General features: G+C 72.6%; 22 protein-coding genes. 4 read left to right on the forward strand and 18 right to left on the reverse strand.

The genetic code is table 11. From position 1 onward, the window contains the following. Positions 1 to 59 precede the first annotated feature (59 nt). Positions 60 to 482 carry a DUF6069 family protein gene (locus ABZU46_RS07480; RefSeq protein WP_354855612.1) on the reverse strand — a complete coding sequence of 141 codons (423 nt, stop codon included), beginning with the start codon at positions 480 to 482 and terminating at the stop codon, positions 60 to 62. A gap of 156 nt (positions 483 to 638) precedes the next feature. On the opposite strand from ABZU46_RS07480, the gene ABZU46_RS07485 reads away from it, so the two are divergent. Then, complete coding sequence (locus ABZU46_RS07485; RefSeq protein ID WP_354855613.1) at positions 639 to 1,133, forward strand: MarR family transcriptional regulator; 495 nt, start codon at positions 639 to 641, stop codon at positions 1,131 to 1,133. A 113-nt stretch (positions 1,134 to 1,246) separates the two neighbouring features. Beyond that, complete coding sequence (locus tag ABZU46_RS07490; RefSeq protein WP_354855614.1) at positions 1,247 to 2,758, forward strand: PLP-dependent aminotransferase family protein; 1,512 nt, start codon at positions 1,247 to 1,249, stop codon at positions 2,756 to 2,758. Here the strand turns inward: ABZU46_RS07490 and ABZU46_RS07495 are convergent. From ABZU46_RS07495 to ABZU46_RS07565, 15 genes are all read right to left on the reverse strand, one after another. After that, entirely contained in the window at positions 2,703 to 4,163 is a 1,461-nt protein-coding gene (locus ABZU46_RS07495) for a UbiD family decarboxylase (protein WP_354855615.1), read from the reverse strand. The genes ABZU46_RS07490 and ABZU46_RS07495 overlap by 56 nt on opposite strands. Next, complete coding sequence (locus ABZU46_RS07500; protein WP_354855616.1) at positions 4,163 to 4,528, reverse strand: chorismate mutase; 366 nt, start codon at positions 4,526 to 4,528, stop codon at positions 4,163 to 4,165. Before ABZU46_RS07500 ends, ABZU46_RS07495 begins: the two co-directional genes overlap by 1 nt. After that, positions 4,525 to 4,872 (reverse strand): cupin domain-containing protein, encoded by a 348-nt coding sequence (locus ABZU46_RS07505; RefSeq protein WP_234581760.1) that lies wholly within the window; start codon positions 4,870 to 4,872, stop codon positions 4,525 to 4,527. Before ABZU46_RS07505 ends, ABZU46_RS07500 begins: the two co-directional genes overlap by 4 nt. Continuing rightward, the gene (locus tag ABZU46_RS07510; protein ID WP_354855617.1) at positions 4,862 to 5,566 is read right to left on the reverse strand and encodes a flavodoxin family protein; all 705 of its coding nucleotides are present in this window, start codon (positions 5,564 to 5,566) and stop codon (positions 4,862 to 4,864) included. The genes ABZU46_RS07505 and ABZU46_RS07510 overlap by 11 nt, the downstream gene beginning before the upstream one ends. 56 nt (positions 5,567 to 5,622) lie before the next feature. Continuing rightward, positions 5,623 to 6,927, reverse strand: coding sequence for a TrpB-like pyridoxal phosphate-dependent enzyme (locus tag ABZU46_RS07515; RefSeq protein WP_354855618.1), 1,305 nt, complete (start codon positions 6,925 to 6,927; stop codon positions 5,623 to 5,625). A gap of 26 nt (positions 6,928 to 6,953) precedes the next feature. Further along, the gene (locus ABZU46_RS07520) at positions 6,954 to 8,174 is read right to left on the reverse strand and encodes an MFS transporter (RefSeq protein WP_354855619.1); all 1,221 of its coding nucleotides are present in this window, start codon (positions 8,172 to 8,174) and stop codon (positions 6,954 to 6,956) included. Continuing rightward, positions 8,165 to 9,400 (reverse strand): ATP-grasp domain-containing protein, encoded by a 1,236-nt coding sequence (locus ABZU46_RS07525; protein ID WP_354855620.1) that lies wholly within the window; start codon positions 9,398 to 9,400, stop codon positions 8,165 to 8,167. Before ABZU46_RS07525 ends, ABZU46_RS07520 begins: the two co-directional genes overlap by 10 nt. Beyond that, positions 9,397 to 10,185, reverse strand: coding sequence for a phenylalanine--tRNA ligase beta subunit-related protein (locus tag ABZU46_RS07530; protein WP_354855621.1), 789 nt, complete (start codon positions 10,183 to 10,185; stop codon positions 9,397 to 9,399). The genes ABZU46_RS07525 and ABZU46_RS07530 overlap by 4 nt, the downstream gene beginning before the upstream one ends. Then, positions 10,182 to 11,471, reverse strand: coding sequence for an MFS transporter (locus tag ABZU46_RS07535; RefSeq protein WP_354855622.1), 1,290 nt, complete (start codon positions 11,469 to 11,471; stop codon positions 10,182 to 10,184). The genes ABZU46_RS07530 and ABZU46_RS07535 overlap by 4 nt, the downstream gene beginning before the upstream one ends. Beyond that, positions 11,471 to 12,760, reverse strand: a complete 1,290-nt coding sequence (locus tag ABZU46_RS07540) for an amidohydrolase family protein (RefSeq protein WP_354855623.1) — start codon at positions 12,758 to 12,760, stop codon at positions 11,471 to 11,473. Before ABZU46_RS07540 ends, ABZU46_RS07535 begins: the two co-directional genes overlap by 1 nt. A 33-nt stretch (positions 12,761 to 12,793) precedes the next feature. After that, positions 12,794 to 13,444 carry a prephenate dehydratase gene (locus tag ABZU46_RS07545; RefSeq protein WP_354855624.1) on the reverse strand — a complete coding sequence of 217 codons (651 nt, stop codon included), beginning with the start codon at positions 13,442 to 13,444 and terminating at the stop codon, positions 12,794 to 12,796. Next, positions 13,428 to 14,852, reverse strand: a complete 1,425-nt coding sequence (locus tag ABZU46_RS07550; protein ID WP_354855625.1) for a phenylacetate--CoA ligase family protein — start codon at positions 14,850 to 14,852, stop codon at positions 13,428 to 13,430. The genes ABZU46_RS07545 and ABZU46_RS07550 overlap by 17 nt, the downstream gene beginning before the upstream one ends. A 64-nt stretch (positions 14,853 to 14,916) precedes the next feature. After that, the gene (locus ABZU46_RS07555; protein WP_354855626.1) at positions 14,917 to 15,627 is read right to left on the reverse strand and encodes an SDR family oxidoreductase; all 711 of its coding nucleotides are present in this window, start codon (positions 15,625 to 15,627) and stop codon (positions 14,917 to 14,919) included. Then, the gene (locus tag ABZU46_RS07560; protein ID WP_354855627.1) at positions 15,624 to 16,217 is read right to left on the reverse strand and encodes an aminodeoxychorismate/anthranilate synthase component II; all 594 of its coding nucleotides are present in this window, start codon (positions 16,215 to 16,217) and stop codon (positions 15,624 to 15,626) included. The genes ABZU46_RS07555 and ABZU46_RS07560 overlap by 4 nt, the downstream gene beginning before the upstream one ends. Further along, positions 16,214 to 17,521, reverse strand: a complete 1,308-nt coding sequence (locus ABZU46_RS07565) for an anthranilate synthase component I family protein (RefSeq protein WP_354855628.1) — start codon at positions 17,519 to 17,521, stop codon at positions 16,214 to 16,216. Before ABZU46_RS07565 ends, ABZU46_RS07560 begins: the two co-directional genes overlap by 4 nt. A gap of 569 nt (positions 17,522 to 18,090) precedes the next feature. Here ABZU46_RS07565 and ABZU46_RS07570 point away from each other — a divergent pair. Then, positions 18,091 to 19,440 carry a PLP-dependent aminotransferase family protein gene (locus ABZU46_RS07570; protein ID WP_354855629.1) on the forward strand — a complete coding sequence of 450 codons (1,350 nt, stop codon included), beginning with the start codon at positions 18,091 to 18,093 and terminating at the stop codon, positions 19,438 to 19,440. Positions 19,441 to 19,560: 120 nt separating this feature from the next. On the opposite strand, the gene ABZU46_RS07575 is transcribed toward ABZU46_RS07570, so the two are convergent. Beyond that, positions 19,561 to 20,157 (reverse strand): VanZ family protein, encoded by a 597-nt coding sequence (locus ABZU46_RS07575; RefSeq protein WP_354855630.1) that lies wholly within the window; start codon positions 20,155 to 20,157, stop codon positions 19,561 to 19,563. Positions 20,158 to 20,302: 145 nt separating this feature from the next. Then, complete coding sequence (locus ABZU46_RS07580) at positions 20,303 to 21,013, reverse strand: alpha/beta hydrolase (protein ID WP_354855631.1); 711 nt, start codon at positions 21,011 to 21,013, stop codon at positions 20,303 to 20,305. A gap of 416 nt (positions 21,014 to 21,429) precedes the next feature. Between ABZU46_RS07580 and ABZU46_RS07585 the strand changes: the two genes are divergently transcribed. Continuing rightward, complete coding sequence (locus tag ABZU46_RS07585; RefSeq protein WP_354855632.1) at positions 21,430 to 22,473, forward strand: SMP-30/gluconolactonase/LRE family protein; 1,044 nt, start codon at positions 21,430 to 21,432, stop codon at positions 22,471 to 22,473. The last annotated feature ends 28 nt before the right edge of the window (positions 22,474 to 22,501 follow it).

A 22,501-nucleotide genomic window follows, 5' to 3' on the forward strand; every position in this document is an offset into this window, starting at 1 on the left:
CTCTCCTGCCCCAGGTGGCGCAGGAGAGGCGACGGCGTCGGCGGGGCGGCCGCTGGTCGTCAGGCGGGCCGCGCCCCTCTGCGGAAGCCCAGGATCACGACCGCGCCCACCACCAGATGCATCAGGACAAGGGCGAACCTGGTGCCGGCCGAGGCGTCGACCAGGGACGCGGGCACGAGAGACAGCACGAGGACGGCCACCGCGATCCCCGTCCAGATCGTCGTGGCGCGAGCCGAGAGGCGTTCGAGCACCGCCAGGAGGCCCCAGCCGAGCAGCCCCGCGAGCGCGGACGTCACGAGCACGGCGAGCACCGTGACGTCCTGCGGACCGGAGCCCTGGTCGACGGTGAGCTGCGCGCCGGCGAGGGTCGCGATCGACCACACGGCCACGGCGGCGAGCACGGCGACCACGAGGGCGATGGACCGGTTCCGCACGCGCGAAGCGCCGTCGACGGCCCGGGGAGCAGAGGCTTCCGCAGACATCAGGGGTGACTCCTCAGTAGAGGGATACGGTGTCGAGATCGAACCGTACCAGAAGGTTTTGTTCTTAACTATCTTGTTCTCACCTTGTCCGATGTGGCGCGACAATGCTCCGCTACGAGATAGTTCGAATCACAAACTAGTTGTTAGGCTGCCGCCATGACCACCGGAACCTCGGGGCCCGATGCCGCAGCCCCCGACCTGATGTTTCTGATGTCCTGGGCCACCCACGCGCTGGCGCAGGAGCACGCCGCCGCGCTCTCCGGCCTGGGCATCTCGACGCGTGCCTACTGCGTGCTCGATCGCGGCCGCACCGGTGAGTACACCCAGAGTCAGCTCGGCGAGATGTGCGGCATCGACAAGACGACGATGGTGGTCACCCTCGACGAGCTGGAACGTGCCGGCCTGGTCGGGCGCCGCACATCGACTACCGACCGACGCGCCCGCATCGTCACCGTCACGCGCGACGGCGAGCGGCTGGTCGCCGAGGCGCGGCAGATCGTCACGCGGCTGCAGAGTGACATCCTCGCCACGGTCCCGGCGCGTGACCGCGCAATCTTCCTGGACGTGCTCGGTCGACTGGTGGACGGCCGGCTGTCGACCTTCGTACAGACCGAACGGCGCGCCCGCAGACGGTCCTCCCGGGCAGCCTGACCACCGCTGCGAGGACCCGCCGGCAACGGACAGCGGTCCGTCGTGGACGAGCCCGATTGGCACGCCGGCGCGACTAGACTCGCAGGCGGCGTCGAGCGGGGGAGCATGTCCAGGTGAGTTCGGACCAGCTCCTCGTCACGCTGGACCGGGACAGTTCGGTTCCGTTGCAGCAGCAGCTCTGCGACCAGATCAGTGGGTCCGTGCGGGCCGGCCGGCTGCGCCCGGGCGACGCGGTGCCGCCCAGCCGCGAGCTGGCGCACCAGCTCGGGGTCTCCCGGACGGTGGTGACCCGGGCGTACGAGCTGCTGCGGGCCAACGGGGTGCTCACCTCACGGCGCGGTTCCGGCACGCGGGTCAGCGCCGCCCTGACCGACACGCCGCCACCCGCCCCCCGCGCCGCCCGCGCGCACCTGCGACCCGAACCCCCACTTCCCACCGACGCCGGCAGTCCGCTGTGGAAGCCGTGGGAACCGGCGCCGATGCACCGGCCGGACGGGACGTACGACTTCCGGCACGGCACCCCGGCGCTGGCCAGCTTCCCGGTGACCCGGTGGCGGCAGTCCCTCGCCGACGCGGTGAGCCGGGCCGACGCGGTGGCCCTGGGCTACGGCCCGGCCGAGGGCGCGCTGTCGTTGCGTGCCCAGATCACCGCCCTGCTGCGGCGCAGTCGTGCGCTGGACGCCACCCGCGAGAACACGGTGGTGACCAGCGGCGCCACCCAGGCCATGGACATCCTGGTCCGGCTGCTCGTCGGCCCCGACGACGTGGTGATCATCGAGGACCCGAGCCACACCGTGCTGCGGCAGATCTTCGGCTATTCGCGGGCCGCGGTGGTGCCGGTCGGTGTCGACGAGGAGGGCCTGCGGGTCGACGAGATCGAGTGCCAGGTCCGCGCGCACGGCCTCGACCCGGCCCGGGTACGCCTGGTCTACGTCACCCCGTCGCACCAGTTCCCCACCGGGTTCATCATGTCCGAGCGGCGGCGACGAGCGCTGCTGCGCTGGGCCCGCGAACACGGGGCCACGGTGCTGGAGGACGACTACCACAACGAGTTCACCTTCGCCGAGGAGCGGTTGCCGTCGCTGGCCGCCGACCCGCAGGACGCCGACGTGGTCTACGTCGGCAGCTTCAGCAAGACCCTCTTCCCCTCGCTGCGCATCGGGTACGCGGTGTTGCCGCCACATCTCGTCCGGTCGTTCCTGGGCGTCAAGTGGATCACCGACCGGCTGACCCCGACGCTTACCCAGGAGGCGCTGGCCGAGTTCATCTCCTCCGGCGCGTACGCCCGGCACATCGGCCGGATGGACCGCCTCTACCGGCAGCGGCGCGCCCGGCTGCTGGAGGCGCTGTACGAACACTTCGGCGCGGGGGTGCGGATCTCCGGCACGGCGGCCGGGCTGCACGTGCTGGTGACCCTGGGCGGCGCGCCCGACGTCGGCGAGGCCGAGATCGTGCGCGCCGCCGCCGCGCGAGGCGTACGGGTCTACCCGGCCTCGGGCTACTTCGTCACCCGCCCGCCGACCGAGCCGACCTTCCTGATCGGGTACGCGGCGCTGCCCACCGCAAAGATCACCGAGGGAGTGGCGCTGCTGGCCGCCGCGGTGCGGGACGTGACGGCTCGGTGAAGCGGGGCCGGTGAAAGCGCGCGCTCTGGGCGTACGGGACGGTGCAGTCGAAGACCGCCTTCGCCGTGCGCCCGTCGGCCGACAGCGACGGGGAGTAGCCGGTGTGCTGGCTCGGGTCGAGCGGAAAGCCCTCCCGGTCCGGCAGCACGAGCAGGTCCTGGTCGGCCTGGAAGCGGGTGACCATCGCCCACCACAGGTCCTGATCGGACTCGATGTCGACGTCCTCGCCCACGCACAGCACCAGCTTGGCCATCCGGAACTGCTCCAGCACCGCCTCGGCGGCGGCGCGTACCGCGGCGTCGTCGGACGGGCCGCGCTTGGCCGGCCACTGGAGCACCACCATGAGCTGACCGCCGCCCGCCGTGTGACAGTGCGCCGCCAGGGCCGGCGTCCCCCGGCGGCGCAGCAGGTCCAGCACCGCGGCCTCCATCCCGAAGCCGAGCAGCACCGACTGCTCGTGCCCGGGCCCGGAGACCGCCTGCAGGATCGGGCTCTCCCGGGCGGTGATCGCGGTGACCTGGATCAGCGGCAACGAGGGATGCGCCCGACCCTGGTAGCCGAGGAACTCCGGCGTGGCCACCGTGCCGTGCGCGCTCTCCGGCACCCGGTCGGCCAGCAACTCGCCCTCGATGACGTACTCGGCGTGCGCGATGAACTCGGCGTCCACCGTGGCGCAGGGCAGCAGCTCCACCGGCTGACCGGCGAGCGCGCCGGCCACCGCCAGCTCGTCGAGGTCCGGCGGGACCAGCGAGGTCGGGCAGCAGGAGGACAGCAGCACCGCCGGGCTCAGCCCGAGGTGGATCGCGATCGGCAACGGACGCCCCCGGCGCAGGGCGGCCTGGTGCGCGAGCTCCAGGTCCCGTCCGGGGACCATCCAGATGGTCAGCGTGTCGGGCCCCTGCACGCACATCCGGTGCACGGACAGGTTGCGGACCCCGGTGTCCGGGTCGGTGGCGAGCACCGCGCCGAGGGTCAGGTACGGCCCGGCGTCCTCGTCGGTGAGGACCGGCACCGGCAGCGCGGTCAGATCCAACGGCAGCGTCTCGCGCGGCCAGCGGGACGCGTCGGGGGCGGGCACCGGCGGACGGGGGGCGGCCACCGCGGCGAGCAGCCGGTGCGGCAGCTCGGCCGGCGTGCAGCCGAGCAGACCGGAGGCACGCCGGCGGGTGCCGTAGAGGCCCATCAGCACCGCCCGGGTCGGGCCGTGATCGGGGCGTACCCGGTCGAAGAGCACCGCCGGGCCGGCGCCGGTGGGCGGGGCGGCGGGCGCACCCGCCCAGCGGGCGTAGTGGGCGGAGACGCCGTAGCGGGCGGGCAGCTCCGTGGCGACGCGGACCAGCTCGCCCGGGAGCGGGTCGAGGCTGGCCAGGGCGTGCCGCAGGTCGACGGGCGGGCGGTGGCTCATCACTCCTCCGCCAGTGACGCGGTGGCACGGCGGGCTGCCAGCATGTCGAGCTGCATCCGGGTCAGCTCGTCGATGAGCGCACGGTAGGTGCCGACCGCGACCTCGGGCGGCATGCCGTGCTGGGCGGCCAGGTCGTGCACCCGGCCGAGCACCTGCCGTACCCGGTCGGGTGATCGGACGGTCGCCTCGTCCGTCTTGTGCGCGGTCAGCTCCTGCACCACCCGGGTACGCTCCGCCAGCAGGGCGATGATCCGCTGGTCGAGCGCGTCGATGGCGACCCGCAGCTCGGCGATCCGCGCCGGGCCGTCGGCGCCGCCGACCGGCGGGGAGCCGGCCGGCGGCGCGATCCGGTGCTGATCGCTCACGGCTGCGGGACCTGGTCGATCACGAAGACGACGGTGGGCTCGGCGTCGCTGCCCTGGGACCGGTGCTCCTCGTCGTCGGGGATGACGAAGCCCATGCCGGGGCGGCACGGCACCGACCGGTCCCGGAAGTGGATGGTGAACTCGCCCTGCAGGACGTAGCCGGTGTGCCCGCGCAGGCACCAGTGGTGCTCGTCGAAGCCCGGCGGCAGCTCCAGCAGGCGCAGACGCTGACCCCCGACGTACGAGATCTTGACGCGCCCCTCGGCTCCCGGCTTGTCCCACCTCTCCCACTCGGTGGCCGGGAAGTCGATGCCGACCGGCGCGGCGACCTGCTCAGTGGACATTCTCGATATCTCCTCTGGTTGGGGCGGTTTCGGTACGGCGGGGTCGCGGAACACGCTCGTTGCGGTCACGGCGCGGGAGGACCGGAGCGCCGTCGACCCGCTGGTGCCGCTTGAGCAGCTGCACCATGTCGAGCATCCGGTGCACCATCCGCTCCAGCGCGTCGACGCCCTCGACGTCGGTCAGGCCGGGAGCGCCGGTGGTGTTGCGCAGTAGGACGGGGAAGCCGCTGCCCACCAGAATCATCCGGTTGAGCAGCAGGTTGTTGACGATCTGGTTGTGCACCGAGGAGTCGCTGTACCGGCGCCCGGTGACGATGATGCCGCCGACCTTGTCGGCCAGCGGCCGGGTGAAACGCAAATAGCCGACGCCCGCCCGCTCGATGAAGACCTGCATGAGGTGGGCGAGGCCGAAGCCGTGCACCGGGGCCGCGTAGATCAGCCCGTCGGCGCTGGCCATCTGCTCCACCAGGGCGGGGACGTCGTCGTCCACCTGGCAGGGCAGGGTACGGCTGTTGCAGTCGCCGCACGGGCTGCACGGCGAGATGCGGTGCTCGCGTAGCGCGATGGTGCGCAGGATCGCGCCCCGCTCGGCGATCAGCTTGCCCGCGTACGCGATGGCGTGGTCGGTGTTGCCACCGGCCCGTTCCGATCCGTTGATGGCGAGGATGGTCGCTGCTTCGCTGTGCAATGGCACCCCCGGTGCTCGTCGCGAAGGGTGGACGCCGCAGCGGCGCCCACCCCCTTGCGAGGTCAGTCCGTCAGTTTTCCGGCGAAGTAGTCGATGTAGGCCTGCATGTCGAAGTGGCCGTGCCCCGAGAGGGAGAAGACGATGGCCTTCGACTCGCCCGTCTCCCGGCAGCGCAGCGCCTCGTCCACCGCCACCCGGACCGCGTGGGTGGACTCCGGGGCCGGCACGATCCCCTCGCTGCGGGCGAACAGCACGCCCGCCTCGAAGCAGGCGGTCTGCGGCACCGCCCGCGCCTCGATCAGGTCGATGTCCCGCAGCGCGCTGACGATCGGCGCCATGCCGTGGTAGCGCAGCCCACCGGCGTGGATCGCCGGCGGGTGGAAGTCGTGGCCCAGGGTGTGCATCTTGGCCAGCGGGGTGAGCCCGGCGGTGTCGCCGAAGTCGTAGTCGTAGCTGCCCTGGGTCAGCGACGGGCAGGAGGCCGGCTCCGCCGCGACGAACCGCACCGTCGGGCCGCCCCCCAACTGGCGGCGCAGGAACGGCAGCGCCAGCCCGGCGAAGTTGGAGCCGCCGCCGGCCGCGCCGACCACGATGTCCGGGTAGTCGTCGGCCATCGCGAGCTGGAGCAGCGCCTCCTGCCCGATGATCGTCTGGTGCATCAGCACCAGGTTGAGCACCGAACCGAGGGCGTACTTGGCGGCGCCGCCGCTGGACATCGCCGCCTCCACCGCCTCGGAGATGGCCAGGCCGAGGCTGCCGGTGGAGTCCGGGTCGGCGGCGAGGGCCGCCCGGCCCGCCCCGGTACGGTCGCTCGGGCTCGCGGTGACCGACGCGCCGAACGTCTCCATCAACCCCCGCCGGTACGGCTTCTGGTCGTAGCTGATCCGCACCATGAAGACCTCGCAGTCGAGGCCGAAGTACGCGCAGGCCATCGAGAGCGAGCTGCCCCACTGGCCGGCGCCGGTCTCGGTGGTCAGCCGCTGCACGCCGTCGAGCTTGCTGTAGTACGCCTGCGGCACGGCGGTGTTCGGCTTGTGGCTGCCGGCCGGGCTGACCCCCTCGTACTTGAAGTAGATCCGGGCCGGCGTGTCGAGGGCCTGCTCCAGGCGACGGGCGCGTACGAGCGGGCTGGGCCGCCACTGCCGGTAGATGTCGAGCACCGGCCCGGGGATGTCCACGTCCCGCTCGGTGGTGAACTCCTGCTCGATCATGCCGGTGGCGAAGAGCGGTTCGAGATCCGCCGCGGTGATGGGCTCCCGGGTGCCGGGGTGCAGCATCGGGGGCAGTCCCTTGGGCAGGTCGGGAACCACGTTGTACCAGGTCGTCGGGATGTCACTCTCGGGCAGCACGAACTTCGTCGCGGTCATGGCCTCTTCCGATGCGGGGTGGGGTGTCAGGGACTGGCGGTGGCCGGTTCGGCGAGTGCCGGCACGGGCCGGACGGCCGGTCGGATCCGCAGCGCTGCGAACGCGACCATGCCGACCACCGGGGTCAGCAGGAGCAGCAGGAGAACGGGACGGTGTCCCTGGGTCTGCCAGACGAAGCCGAGACCCATCGGCACGACCAACCGGGCGGAGCTGAGCACGAAGGCGTTCAGGGCCATGAAGCCGCTGACCCGGTGCTCCGCCACGTGGTCGGCGATGTAGGTGGGCACCACCACCGACGCGATGATCTCGCCGAGGGTCCAGACCACAGTGGAGAGCAGCACGGCGGGCAGCGAGAACGCGAACACCAGGACGGCCATCCCGGTCGACCAGAGCAGGCCCGCCACGATCAGCAGGACCCGGGTCGAGTACGCCTTGATCCGCTTCTCGATCAGCAGGCTCGCGCTGACCACGACGACGCTGTTGATGGTGTAGACCGCCCCGACCAGCGCCACCGACGAGTGCAGCACTGTGGTGACCGCGAGGGGCAGCGTGTATTCCAGACCGATCAGCGGCGCGACGTAGCAGAACGAGACGAGCACCAGCACCGCCACGTCGATGTCGCGCAGCAGCCCGGCCCGTCCGGTGCTCGCGGTCGACGACGCCGTCTGGGCACGCCGGGTGTCCGCCGGCACGAAGAGCCAGATGGTCGCCGCCGCGAGCAGGCCGAGCAGGATGTTCCCGGCGAACATCAGCTGGTACGAGAAGGCCGCCGCGAACCCGCCGAGCAGCGGGCCGACCCCCATGCCGAGGTTGTTGGCGAGGTAGCTGACCGTGTACGCGAAGGGCCGCTCACCGGGCTCGGTCAGGTCGGCGATCAGCGTGTTCGCCGCCGGCGCGAACATCCCCATCCCGACCAGCGCGACGAAGAGCAGCACCGCGTACGTCCAGGTGGGACCGTTGACCAGGGCGAGGCCCAGGTAACCGGCCGCGTTGAGCAGCAGGCTCGACACCAGCGCGGCGCGTCGGCCGGCCCGGGCGCAGACCGGGCCGCTGAGCAGGCTACCGGCGAGCAGGCCGGTGCTGCCGACGGAGATCAGCACGCCAGCCTCGCCGGTGCTGAGGTGCCGGCTCTGCACGAGGTAGACCGCGAGCAGCGGGAACACGAACATGCCGGCCCGGTTGATGAAGGAGGCGTAGACCAGCATCCGCAGCGGGCGCGGCAGGGCCCGGAACCGGGTCAGCCACATGACGGCTCCCCCACCGGCTCGGTGCGCACCTCGAAGGAGTCCCGGATGACCTTGAACCGGGCACGGACGTCGTCGAAGTCCCGGCCCTCGCAGACGTACCAGCCGAGCACGTCGTTGGAGGCGGTCGGCACGGCGAGCACGTCCCCGACGGCCTTCCACACGTCCGCGTCGCGCACCGCGTCCAGCGCCCGCAGCTCGTCGGCCGTGGTGATCGCGGTGATCCGGCCGTACCGGTCGGAGCAAAGGTATTCGGTGCCGATCTCCGGGCCGAGGGTGGCCGCCGGCGCGTGCTCCGGGTCCAGTTCCAGGCGGCACCACTCCCCCGCCAGGTTGATCCCCCGGCCGGCCTGGATGGCGGGGACGATCGAGCCGCCGCCGGCCCGTGCGGCCGCCTCGCCGAAGACGACCTCGCCGTCGTCGCGGAGGAAGAACTCCACGTGCGCCACGCCGGTACGCATCCCGAAGCCGCGCAGCACGGTGGCGCTGGCGGCCAGGATGCGCCGCTCCGCAGGGGTCAGATCGTGCTTGCGGGAGACCGTGCCGCCGGGCTCGTCGCGGAACTCCAGGACCGAGTACGTGTAGCGGGAGAGCTGCTCGAAGACCACCTCGCCGTCGCGCAGCAGCGAGTCGACGTGGTACTCGGCGCCCCGGACGTACTCCTCCACCCGGTAGTCGTGCCGGTCGTCGGCGATCAGCGGCCACACCCGGGCCAGGTCCTCGGTGGAGTCCACCCGGTGGGTGTCGCCGCAGGCCCAGCCGGCGTACGGCTTGATCACCACCGGCCAGCCCGCCTCGGCGGCGAACTCGGCGACCGCCCCCACCGTCTCCGGGCGGCACGAACGGGCCACCGGCACGCCCAGCTCGGTGGCCCGGCGGTGCATCACGTTCTTGTCCCGGAAGGTCAGGGCCTCCTCCGGGTCGAGCCCGTCGATGCCGTGGTCGCGCCGGCAGTACGCGGCGGTCAGCACGTCACCCTCGAAGAGCGGGAAGATGCGCCGCACCGGGTGCGTGGCGAGGATCGTCGCGACGACCGAGCGGACGGCCTCGGTGTCGTCGAGGTCGGCGTGGTAGCAAGGCAGGCCGGCGGCTTCGGCGGCCGGCTGCCCGGTCGGCAGCAGCGCCACGGTGGTCACGCCCAGCTCGGCGGCGGCGGCGACCACGCTGCGGAACTGGGCCGCGTACCGGCCGGCCGCCGGCCGGTAGATCACCAGGATCGCGCGGTTCACGGACGACTCCCCTGGTGGTTGCCGGCGGAGCTGAGCGGGCCTGCGGTACGCAGGACGGCGCTTGTCGTCCCTGCGTCGAGCACCGCCTCCTGCCGCGGGGCGTCGGACAGGTCGTCGAGGGCGGCGGTCAGCCGGGCCAGCGCGTCCACCACCTCCGCCCGGCCGCCGGGGTGGGCCGACTCGACGGTGAGCAGTAGCCGGTGCCGGCCCAGGTCGGTGCGGACCAGGTGTCCCTGCCGCCAGTTCCAGCGCCGGGAGTGGGCCCGCCCGTCGGCGTCGGCGTAGACGACCTCGCCCGGTTCGGGTCGCTCCGGCGCGTCGGGCACGCCGAGGGGCAGGAACGTCTCGGTGCCGTCGGCCGGTCGGACGACGAGGTCGGTGATGCCGTCGACCGCGCACGAGGCCACCGGCAGCGCCGCGCCGAGCGAGACGGCGTTGCAGAGGTCGACCAGGGCGTTGATCCGGGGCAGCCGGTCGCCCCTGGCGACCCGTCGGGCGATCGACTCGGCGGCGCAGGGGAACCGGTTCGGGTTCACCCCCACCGTCCTGTACGCCTCCCGCCACGCGGCGATGCCCGGCAACTCGGCCACCCCCGCCTTGTCCAGGCCGGCCGCGTGCAGCGCGTCCTCGGCGGCGGTCAGCAAGGCCGACACGCGGGGAGGCGCCGGGGCGACCTCGACCGCCGGCAGGGCGAGCACGCCGAGGACGTAGTCCGGCACTGCGGTCAGCACCCGGTCGTCGATGCGGACGGTGAGGGTGTCCGCACCGTCGCTGAGCTGGGTCATCGTGATCCTCGTGAGGTTCGGGTCCGATTGTCGGTCCGACCGTACGCAGCGCGACGACCACTGGGTGTGGCCAATCCGGGGTGATCCGGTGTGGCCAATCCGGCGGTCGGTGGCCGGTCGTCGCGACGGCCGGCACGGGTCCGCGCGCCGAGCAGCGTGGTGCCCACCGCCAGGACGCAGAGTGCGGCGCCGACCGGCCCGAGCAGGTCGAGGGCTTCCGCGCCGCCGTGGCGCAACAGCCGGTTGCCGAGGAAGCCGCCGAGGGCGATGCCCACGAACGTGGCCGAGGAGTTGAGGGACAGCAGCAGCGGCCCGGAGGTCGGCGCGATCGTGAAGAGCCGGTGCTGCTGGGCCGGCTGCGTGGCCATCGCGGTGACGCCCCAGGCCGCCATGGCCAGCGCGGCCGGAAGCAGCGCCTGCCGGGTCAGCGGCAGCGTGACCAGCACCAGGGCGAGCCCGGTGATCGAGACCACCAGGACCGGCAGGCCACCGAAGCGGTCGGTGGCCCGCCCGCCGAGCACCGTCCCGGCGACCGCCGGCACACCGAAGATCAGCAGCAGCACCGCGAGCAGGGTTCCGTCGCCGTCGGTGGCCGGCGCGAGCAGCGCCCCGACGTACGTCAGGGCGAGGTAGCCGCCGGTCATGAAGAGCGCGGTGGTGAGCACCGCCAACCCGACGCGGCTCTCGCGCACCGGGGCGAGCCGGGCTGCCAGCGATGGGCCGGGCGGCAGCGCCAGCCTCGGCAGGCCGACCAGCACCGCCACCGCGCAGGCGGCGCCGAGGGCGGCGAGCAGCCAGAAGGTGGCCCGCCACTGCAGGTCGGCGGCGAGCCAGGTGCCGAACGGCACCCCGGCCACGGTGGCCGCGGAGAGGCCGCCGAGCACCACGGCCATGGCCCGGCCACGCCGCTCGGGCGGGGCCAGCGCGGCCGCCGACGCGGTGGCGGCGGGGACGTAGAGCGCGGCGCTGACCGCCGTGAGGACCCGGGCCAGCAGCAGCAGCGGCAGGTCGGGGGCGAGCGCCGAGGCGACGTTGCCCAGGGTGAACCCGACCAGCGAGATCACCAGCACGGTACGCCGCTCCAGCCGGCCGGCCAGCGCGCCGAGCACCGGGGCGGCGACGGCGTACGCGAGGGCGAAAACCGTGCTCACCCACCCGGCCGAGGCGACGCTCACCCGCAGCGTGCGGGCCACCTCGGGGAGCACCCCCGCGACGACGAAGGTGTCGGTGCCGATGGCGAACGCCCCGACGGCGAGCAGCGGGACGACCGGCACGGACCGCCGCATCACGCCACTCCCGCCGGCTGCCCGGCGCGGTAGCGGGCGGCGTCCCCGGCGACCACCCGGCCGCCCAGCAGCACCAGCTCGATTGCCTCCGGCCGGCCCAGCACCGTGATGTCCTCGGCCGGGTCGCCGTCGGTGACGACCAGGTCGGCCAGCCGGCCCGGCTGCACCGTGCCCGCGTCGTCGCCGCGCCCGGCCAGCCGCGCGCCGTTGGCCGTGGCCCAGGTCAGCACCACCGGCGCGGGAATGCCGGCCATGGTCACGTAGGTCTCCAGCTCCTCGGCGTACCGGCCGTGCGGGGTCCAGGCGAACCCGAAGTCGTCGCCGGCCACGATGGGGATGCCCATCTGCACCATCAGCGGCAGGATGCGCAGGGTGTTCTCCACCTCGGCCTGGAACTCGAGCGTCTCCAGGTACTCCGGGGTCTTGCCATGTCGCGTGCCGGTGGTGAGCAGCCGGTACGGCTGGTGCAGGCTCGGCACCACGAAGATGCCCCGCTCGGCGATCGCCTCCAGGGCCGCGTCGTCGGCGTACGTGGCGTGGTCGATCACGTCGACCCCGGCGGCGATGGCGTTGCGGATGCCGCCCAGCCCGCGCGAGTGCGCCCGGATGCGGACCCCCCGCTCGTGCGCCGCCCGCGCCGCGATCACCAGCTCCTCGGCGGTGAACAGCAGCTCGTGGGAGCGGCCGTTGGGGAACGTGTCGTCCCCGGTGGAGAAGACCTTGATGATCTCCGCGCCCTGGTTGACCTCCGTGTCGACGTACTCGATCAGCTCTTCCGGGGTGTCGGCCAGCCGCATGAGGTCGCTCGGGATGCGCTGCTTGACCGCCGGGTTGCGGCGCTCCGGCGGACCGGACACCATCAGGTCCCGGCTGCACGGGGTGATGCGCGGGCCGGGCAGCTGGCCGGCGTCGATCGCCCGGCGCAGCGCCATGTCGATGCCGGCCACCGAGCCGGCGCCGACGAAGGCGGTGTAGCCCAGCCGCAGCATCGCCGCCGCGTTGGCGGCGGCGCCGAGGGTCACCTCCGGGATGCTGTACTTGAACAGCATCTCCCGACCGTCGAGCACGTTCAGGTACGCGATGTGGGTGTGGCCGAGCGTCATGCCCGGCATGACCGTCCGGCCGTCGAGGTCCAGGACGTCGATGTCCGGGTCGTGCAGGGGCGCCTGCGCCTCGGGTAGCACGGCCACGATGCGCTCGCCGTCGAGCAGCACGCTGTGGCGCGGTCGGGAGGGCACCCCCAGTCCTTCCTGGACGGTGGCGCGGTGCAGCAGCATTCGTCGGGACACGAGGCGTCTCTCCGGTTCTCTCGGTGTCTGGTCTCAGCGGCGGCCGAACAGGGTCCACACGATCTCGGCGCCCGGACGGCGGGCCACCCACCGCAGGCCGTGGCCGTCGACCCCGGGCGCGTTGGTCACGGCGACGTCGGCGCCGCCGGCGGCGAGGATCTCGGCGGCGTGCTGGGTGGAGTCGGCGTCGACCCACCGCACCGACCGGTCCCGCAGGGCCGGTGGCGCGAGGTCGGTGAAGATCCGCCGGACCTCCCAGAGGGCGGCCACGGCGAGCTGACCACCGGAGGCGTCCGGCTCGCGGTCCGGATGGGCCGCGATGCCGTACTCCGGGGTGGCCTGGGCGAAGTACGCCTCCAGCCGCAGGTCGCGGTGCCAGTGGAAGCGGGTGAGCCCCTGATAGGCGCTCGGCACGAGGGCCTGGTCGACCCGCCGGTCCACCAGCGCCGCGAGCACCGCGTCGAAGGTGTCGGACAGCTCGACGCGCAGCCCGTGCCGCTCGGCGAGGAACACCGCGGTCAGGTGGCTGGACGTCCCGGGCGGGCCGAGCGTAGCCAGCGTGGTGCCGGGCCGGCTCGCCCAGCCGTCCACCACGCTGCGCCAGCGCCGCCCGTACGCCTCGGTGAGCGGCCCGGGCAGCGCCGGCACCCGCTCGTCGGCGACGGTCTCAGGTGGTGTAGCCACGGTTGCCCGCCATCCGCTGCGCCACCTGGGTCTCGTGGTCGGCCTCGACCCGCCGGTCGACGATCCGGGCGGCCTTCCAGCTCACGAAGGCGCCGGTGCTGACGATCGGGTCGAGCCCGTCGGTCAGCTCCACCTCGACGGGTACGCCGAGCGCGGCGGCGGCCCGCTCCCGGACGCCGTCGGCCACCCCGGCGGGGTCGTCGACGAGGTCCTTGAGCAGTTCCAGGCGGACGGTCAGCCGGTCGCCGCCGGCGGCCGGGTCGTGGTCGATCACCACCTGGTAGCCGCCGGAGCCGGTGACCCCGGTCAACACGGCCGTCTCGATCTGGCCGGCGGTGAAGCGTCGACCGCCCAGCTCGATGCGGTCCAGGGTCCGGCCGACGATCTGCACGAGGTCGCCGGCCATCTCGCAGTCACAGTCGGACGCCTCGACGATGACCGCGTCGCCGGTGCGGTAGCGGACCAGCGGTTTCACCCCGTCGATCAGCATGGTGACGGTGAGTTCCCCGCTGCCGCGTGGGCCGTGCGACGCGCCCGTCTCCGGGTCCACCACCTCGATCAGGTAGTTGGTCTGGGAGAGGTGCATCCGCTTGTTGCGGCAGGCGGTGGCGATGACGAACGCCTCCTGCGAGCCGTACAGGATGTTGTAGACGTCCGCGCCCCAGACGGACTCCAGGTTGCGGGCCAGCGCCGGGGTGCACATCTCGCCGGTGACGAAGAGCAGCTTCACGGCGAAGTCCTCGCGCAGCCGGTAGCCGTAGTGCTCGGCCGCCTTTGCGAGCATCATGGCCACACCCGGCGTGCAGCACACGACCTCCAGCTCCAGGTCCTTCATGAGTTGCAACGCCTTGGCGAACCCGATCACCGGCGAGTACGGCCAGATCTTCGCGTTCAGCGAGCCGACGTTGCGGGCGATGTCACCGAGGGTGTCGCCGAAGGAGTGCACCTCGGTCGGGCCCATCAGCCCGATCCGCGGCGGGTGGTCGCCGAAGTGGTGGCGGAAGATCGACGCCCAGGACTCGGTGACGTGGGCGTTGCTGGCCACCACCTCCCGACCGTCGCGGGGGCACGGGGTCGCGCGGCCCGTCGTGCCGGTCGTCTCGTAGAAGAAGACCCCGTCGGCCAGCGGTCGACTGAGCACGTCGAGCATCTCCTCGCGCAGGTGCGTCTTCGTCGTGAAGGGCAGCCGGTCGAGGGTCGCCGGGGTGATCGTGGCGAGGTCGACGTCGGCCAGGTGCCGGGCGTAGAACGGCGAGCCGGTCGTCACCTGGTCGAGCACCGTGCGCAGTTGGCGTTCCCGCCACGCGTTCAGCTCGGCGGGATCGAGGGTGCGGTCGTAGAAGGCCTTGTGCAGGGCCAGGTAGTCGACGGCGAAGTCGGCCGCCGGTCCGGTGGTCGGAAGCCACATGGTCGGGATCCTCTCCAGGGGTGAGCCGGCTGCGGTGCGATCGGCGCTCGGGCGGTGACGCGGCTCAGTGCAGGCCGCCGTTGACGTCCACCACCGTGGCGGTGACGTAGCTGCTGGCCGGGTCGGCGAGCCAGGCGACGGCCGCGGCGATCTCGGCCGGTGTGCCGAACCGGCCGACGGGAATCCGGGCCCGGTAGTCGTCGCGACGCTGCGCCGGAATCCGGGCGGCCATCGGGGTCTCGACCAGGCCGGGAGCGACCGCGTTGACCCGGATGCGGTGCTCGGCGAGCGACCGGCCGAGGCTGTGGGTGAGCGCGATGCACGCACCCTTCGACGCCCCGTACGCCGCGTCCGGGCTGCCGGACTGCCCGCTGATCGAGGCGACGTTGACCACCGTGCCCGGCCGGCCGGCGCTGATCAGGGCGCGGGCGAACGCCTGCGTGCAGAAGAACGCGGCGCCCACGTTGACGTCGAACACCTGCGCGTACGTCTTCGGGTCGTAGTCGAGGAAGGCTCGGGCGTGGTAGACCCCGGCGTTGTTCACCAGCACCTCCGGCAGGCCGTACCGCTCGCGGATCTCCGCGAAGAGCTGCTCGACCTGCTCCGGCACGGCCACGTCGGCGACCAGCGAGGCGTACGCCGCCGGGTCGACAGCCGGGTCGACGTCCACGCCGAGCACGCGGTGCCCGGACTCGGTCAGGGCCGCCGTCACGGCCCGACCGATGCCGCCCGCCGCGCCGGTGACCACGGCGAGGGGTGCCGACCGGTCGGTCATGACGAACCCGCCGTCAGCGTCGCCGACGCGCTGCGCAGGAAGTTGTCGAACAGGCGCAGCCCGTCCTCGGTGAGCACGCTCTCCGGGTGGAACTGCACCCCCTCGACCGCCAGGGCCCGGTGTCGTACCCCCATCACGTAGCCGTCGTCGGACGACCGCGCGGTGACGTGCAGGGCCAGCGGCGCCGGGTCCGCGACGATGAGCGAGTGGTAGCGGGTCACGGTGAGCGGGGCGGGCGCGCCGTCGAAGACCCCTCGACCGTCGTGCGTGACGACGCTGGTCTTGCCGTGCATCAGGTGCCGGGCGACCGCGACCGTCCCCCCGTACGCGAGGCCGATCGCCTGATGACCGAGGCAGACGCCGAGCAGCGGGACCTGGCCGGCGAAGGCGTGCACCAGCTCCACGTGCCCGGACTCGGCGGGATGACCAGGCCCGGGGCCGAGCACCACCGCGTCCGGTCGCAGGGCCGCGAGCTGGTCGCTGGTCCGCGTCCGGGAGCGGACCACCACGGTCCGCGCGCCGAGCGTCCGCAGGTACTGGTCGATGATGTGGGTGAAACTGTCGTACGCGTCGACGAGCAGGACCTTCACGACAGCAACTCCGCACCGGTCAGGGCCCAGAACGTGGCGTTCATCTTGGCCAGCGTCTCCCGCCACTCGTCGCCCGGTGTGGAGTCGGCCACCACCCCGGCGGACGCCTGGGTGCGGTAGTACCGGCCGTCGTGCACGGCGGTGCGGATGCAGAGCGCGAGCACGGCGTACCCGCGGACGTCCACGAGCCCGACGGCGCCCGCGTAGACGCCCCGAGGCTCGTCCTCCAAGCCGTCGATGATCTCCATCGCCCGCAGCTTGGGGGCGCCGGTCATGGTGCCGGCCGGGAAGGTGGCGCAGATCGCCGCCCACACGTCGGCGTCGTCGGCGAGCTGGCCGGAGACGGTGGAGACCAGGTGGTGCACGTACGCGAACGGCTCGACGTCGAACATGGCGTCGACGCTGAGCGTGCCGGGCACGCAGACCCGGCCGATGTCGTTGCGGCACAGGTCGACAAGCATGACGTGCTCGGCCCGTTCCTTCTCGCTGGCCGCCAGCTCGGCCACCCGCCGGCGGTCGGTCTCCGGGTCGGTGGCCCGGGGCGCGGTGCCGGCGATCGGCCGCATCGACAGTCGGCCCTGTTCGATGCGCAGGAACAGCTCCGGGCTCGCCCCGATGACGGTCTGGCCGGCCCACGGGGTCAGGTACATGTACGGCGACGGGTTGCGGTGGCGCAGCCGTCGGTAGACCTCCAGCGGCGTGAGCGTGGTCTCGACGTCGATCCGGTGGCCGATCTGGATCTGGTAGCTGTCCCCCACCTCGATGTGCCGCAGGCACTGCTTCACCCGGGCGGCGAACGTCTCCTCGTCGACGGTGTCCCGGACCAGGCTGGGCGGCGGGGCGGCCGGCACGTCCGGGTGGCCGTCGGCCGGCCCGGGAAGGTCCGGCAGCCGGGCGGCGGCGTCGTCCGGCGGCAGGTGCGGGCCGGAGGCGCAGAGCTGCCGCACCGTGCCGGCGCGCAGGTCCCACCAGACGGTGTGCCGGAACAGCGCGAGTGTGCAGCGCGGGATGTCGTCGACCACCCGGTCGATCCAGAGCTCGTCCATGTCCCGCGCGGCCTCGTACGCCAGGGTGGTGAGGAAACCGAAGGCGAAGCTGTCGGCGGGGACTGTGGTGCGGACCGCGAACGCCCGCTGCACGGCCCGGACGGCGGCCCACACCTCGCTCGGTCCGGCGACCGGCCAGACCCGCTGGGCGCCGCGGCGCCGGACCGGCTCACCCAGGACGGCGGTCAGCACGGCGGCCACGGCGTCGCCGAGCGCACCCTCGGCGGTCACCTCCAGCCGGTCGGCGATGAACAGCACCTCGGCGAGAAGACCCCAGCCGACGGCTGCCGCACACCGGTCCTGCGCCGGGCCGTCCAGGCTTTCGAAGAGATACAGATCGTTGTCAGTGCAACTTTCCGCGAGTGCCGTATAGAGCGACAAAGGATCGATCGACGGCAGTGTGACAGATGTCACCTCTATGGGAATTGAGTTGGTCAATGGTGTATGCGCCGCCGCCACCGAATGCGACGGGATGGGCCACGTGGCGAGCTCTGTTGACAATAGGGACACTTGCGGAACCCCCTCTGAACAGCCCGATTCCGCGCCACCGTTGGCGCTGACCCCACCGGCGACGCGGCAGGTCGGACCCTTCCCCCCAGACGAAAGGACTCGCACGACCACTCTGGCACCGGCGGTGAAGGCGTCCGCATTGGACATTCTCGGAACGTACGCCCTGATTCGCCGGTCAGTGAGCGGTTGCGCGCCCGGCCAACACTTTCCACAGGCACGGATCACGCTGTCCATACCACTTCGACGATCTCGGAGCGGACCACTTGTCTCTGAATCTAAGCCTGTCAATAGATGCCCAATCACGTGAAACGCTGGCGGTGCAGCTCCGTAACGCATTTCGTACGCAGATCGAGGAGGGCACGTTGCGTCCCGGCACCCGCGTGCCGTCGAGCCGGCAACTCGCCGCCGACCTCGGGGTGTCCCGCAGTGTGGTCGTCGAGGCGTACGAACAGCTCTGCGCCGAGGGGTACCTCGCCTCTCAGCACGGCTCGGGCACGTCCGTGGCGGCGACGCGTACCGACGTCGGCTCGGCGCTCACCCCGGACGACCGTGCACCCGCCGCGGCGGTCCACGACCTGCGCACCGGCGGCCTGCACGACTCCACCTTCCCCCGCCAGGACTGGATCCGGGCGGTCAGCGCGGTGGTCACCTCGGCCGGCCGCCGGGAGCTGGGGTACGCCCCACCGTCCGGCCTGCCGGTCGTCCGGCACACCCTCGCCGGTTACCTCGGCCGGGTCCGCGGCGTCCGCACCCGACCCGAACACCTCATGATCACGTCGGGCTTCGCGCAGGGCCTCGCGCTGCTCTGCCGCGAGTTGCGCGACCGGGGCCACGACACCATCGGGGTGGAGGACCCGGGGCACCCGGGCGAGTGGGAGTTCATCGCCGAGGCCGGACTGCGTCCGGTGGGCATCCCGGTGGACGGCGACGGCATCCGGGTCGACGCGCTGGCCGCGAGCGGGGTCCGCGCCGCGCTCGTCACCCCGGCCAGCCAGTTCCCGACCGGGGTCACGCTCAGCGCGCAACGCCGGGCGCACCTGGTGGCCTGGGCGCAGGAGGTGGACGGTTACCTCGTCGAGGACGACTTCGACGCCGCCCTGGTCGCCCCGGCGCAGCGGATGCCGGCGCTGCAGAGCCTCGCACCGGACCGGGTGATCTACGCCGGCAGCGCCAGCAAGGTCCTCGCCCCGGCGCTGCGCCTCGGCTGGCTGGCCACCCCGCCCGACCTGACCGCACGCGTCGAGCGGATCCGCGCCGGCTGGGACATCGGCTGCTCCGGGCTGGAGCAACTCGCCTTCGCCCGGCTGATCGACACCGGCGCGTTCGACCGGCACCTGCGCCGACTCGGCGCCGACGTCCAGAAACGCCGTCAGGCGGTCCAGCAGTTCGTCTCCCGCCACCTGCCCGACGTCACCGTCCTCGGTCAGAACGGCGGGCTCCAGGCGTACCTGGTGCTGCCGGCGCGGTGCGCCGAGGAGGCGTTGGTGCAGGCGGCCCGCCGTCGGTCGGTGCTGGTCCGCGGCGGCCGCTTCTACGCCCTGCGTGCGGACGACCGGCCGCCGGCGCTGGTCGTCGGCTACGCCGGGGTACGCGGCCCCGAGCTGGGCCGCGGGCTGGCCGGGATCGCGGCGGCCTACCGGGAGACGACCGGCGGCAGCGGTGCGTGAAGCCGCGAAATCCGCTTGGTACTGGCGGCGGGCTCCGGCGGAGTGTCCCGGTGACCGCACGGGGTCTGGACGTCGACGCAACCATCGCGCGTGAAGCCTCGCTGGGGCGGAGCCCGGAGGTCAGCGTGGCGACGCCGTGACCGATCGCGGCCGATCCGACGCCGTGTCGGCCCTGCCGCGCCACCAGCGGCGCGCCGCGAACGCGGCCAGCCCGGCGCCAGCGGCGTTGAGCAGTACATCGTCCACGGACGTCACCCGGTCCAACCGCAGGACGTACTGCGCGGCCTCGACCAGGACCGAGCAGCCCGCGGCGAGCGCCACGATCCGTGGTACGGACGCCAGTGCCGCGAACCGCAGCGGAGCGAAGAATCCCAACGCCGCGAACACCAGGAGGTTGCCGACGACCTGACCCGTCAGTGTCAGCAGCCCTCCGTCGGAGAAGATGGTGAACAGGTCACGGAGCGGCACCAGGCTCAGCCGCCCGGGAACAGCACCCGCCCGGGAGCCCGGCAACATGATCATCCAGACCCACGGCAGCGTCCCGTACACGATGCCGACCTCGGCCAACGAGGTTCGCCACGCCCACGGGGCGCCGTTCGCACGCCGACGGCGGGCCAGAGCCCACACCGCCAGCGCGGCCAACGGCAGTGCGGCCACCGTGATGAGCACGACGCCAGTGAACGAGCCGACCCAGCCGTGCCACCCCTCGATCACCACCCGGGCACCATAGCCGCCTTCCCACCGAGGCGTCGCCGTGCGTCCACGACGAACCGGGAGACGACCGGCCGCGGCGGTTGATCAGTCGCTGCGCCCGGCCCGGGTCGGCTCGCTACGACGTGACCCGTCGCGTCGCGTCGGCCACTCAGGTGGCCCGGACCGCCTCGATGATCGACTCGGCGACCTCACCCGGCCGGGCCACCGCCATCGCGTGCGAGCCACCGACGATCTCGCGCTGGCCCCGCGGGGCGGCCCGCTCGGCCATGAACCGGTGCGCGGCGGCCGGGATGTTCATGTCGGCGTCACCGAACACGAACCAGCTGGGCAGGGCTCGCCAGGCGGGGTCGCCGGAGAGCCCGTCGCTCAGGGCCTGCTCGGTGATCGGCCGCTGGGTACGGGCCATCAGCGCGGCAAGGTCGCCCGACACGTCCGCGGCGAACTGCGCGTGATAGGCGTCCTGGCCGATCGCCACCTCGTTGCCGCCGGTCGACACCGGGTACTGCACCAGGGTGTCGGCGAGCGTGCTGCCGGGGAACTTCCCGGACAGCGACAGCGCCGATTCGCCGGTGTCCGGAGCAAAGGCGTTGACGTACACCAGGGCCCGCACCGTTGTGTCGCCCGCCGCGGCCTGCGTGATAACCATGCCGCCGTACGAATGACCGACGAGGACGACCGGGCCGCCGATCCCACGTACCACGTCCCGCACGTACGCGGCGTCGCCCGCGACGCTGCGCAGCGGGTTCGCGGCGGCCACCACGTTGTACGCGGCGCCCAGCCGCTCGATCACGCCGTTCCAGCTCGCCGACTCGGCGAACGCGCCGTGCACGAGGACGATGGTGGGCTCCGGATCGGGCATGACACGCGCTCCCTTGCTCCGTGACAGTGTTCATCCGCCGGCCACGCCGGCGTGCCTGATTACCCGTTCCGCGACCGCGAAACGTCCCGTTCCGCCGCACGTCGCGCTCGATCGTGGTGATCTGTCCGCCGCGTTGGATGCCATGGTCGGCACCGCCCTCTGCCGCAGCGTCCGGAACATCTTGACACTCATCGATGTTAGCGCCAACACTTAGGGCCGTTACGTGGGCGCAACGCGCTCGACATGATCCCGGCCCGCGGGCGTTCCTTCCCAGCGGGTGGGCCGAACGCGCCTCCGCCACCTTCCACCTGGAATAGCTGGACCGGGCCGGCTGCCCCACCAGCACCGTGCCCGCCCCGCGACCCCGAGATCGTCGGCCGGTCCTCGCGACCCGCCGACGCCGATTGGAGCATCCGATGATCCGGCGTCCCACCATCGCCGTCCTGGCCGGACTCTGCCTCGCGGCCAGCGCCGCCCCGCTGCCCGCCGCCGCACCTGTGAGCGCTCACACCACAGCCGCCGTCGCGCTCGCCGGCCCGCCCGGCACACCGCCCGGAGCGTGCCTGACGGGGGCCGGGTCCGGGTCACCGCTGCCGTCCAGCTCCGTGACGGCGACGAAGATCCGAAGCGGCTTCAACTTCCTCGAAGGGCCCGTCTGGGTCGCCGACGGCGGCTATCTGCTCTTCTCCGACATGGCCGCCGGCACCGGGCCGTACAACGTGCAGCCGTCGACGATCCGCCGGTTCACCCCGCCGTCGACCTTCGACACGTTCATCGCCAACGCCGGCAGCAACGGTCTGGCGCTCAGCGCCGACGGCCAGCAGGTCATCGCGGCCACCCACGACCAGCGCAGCGTGTCCGCGTACCGGTTGAGCGACCGGAGCCGCAGCACCGTCGCGGCGAACTACCAGGGCCGGGCGTTCAACTCGCCCAACGACGTCGCGGTCCGGTCCGATGGCGTCACCTACTTCACCGACCCCAACTTCCAGCGCGGCAACCGCCCGGACCAGATGAACGGCCGTACCAGCGTCTTCCGCGTCTCCGGCGGCCAGGTGTCGCTGGTGGACGACCAGTTGCGCCAGCCCAACGGCATCGCGCTCTCGCCGGACGGATCCACGCTGTACGTGGGCGCCTACTCCGAGAACAAGATCTACAAGTACGCCGTCCAGCCCGATGGCACCACCGGCGCGCGCAGCGTGTTCGTGAACTACATCGGCGGCCCGGACGGCGTCACGATCGACTGCGCCGGCAACGTGTACTGGGCCTCGGGCGGGGACTCCCTGGTCCACGTCTACTCCCCCACGGGCACCCAGCTCGGCACGATCCGGCCCGGCTTCTCCGGGACGACAAACGTGGCCTTCGGCGGGCCCGATCGGCAGACCCTCTACATCACCTCGGGGCCGTGGGGCGACTCCGGCCTCTACAGCGTGCGGCTCAACGTCCCGGGCTATCCGTACTGAGGGCGGCCCGGAGGCGACCCCGACGCCC

Origin of the sequence: Micromonospora sp. NPDC005197 (genome assembly GCF_040608295.1) — a bacterium.
In the GTDB taxonomy this organism is placed as follows: Bacteria; Actinomycetota; Actinomycetes; order Mycobacteriales; family Micromonosporaceae; genus Micromonospora.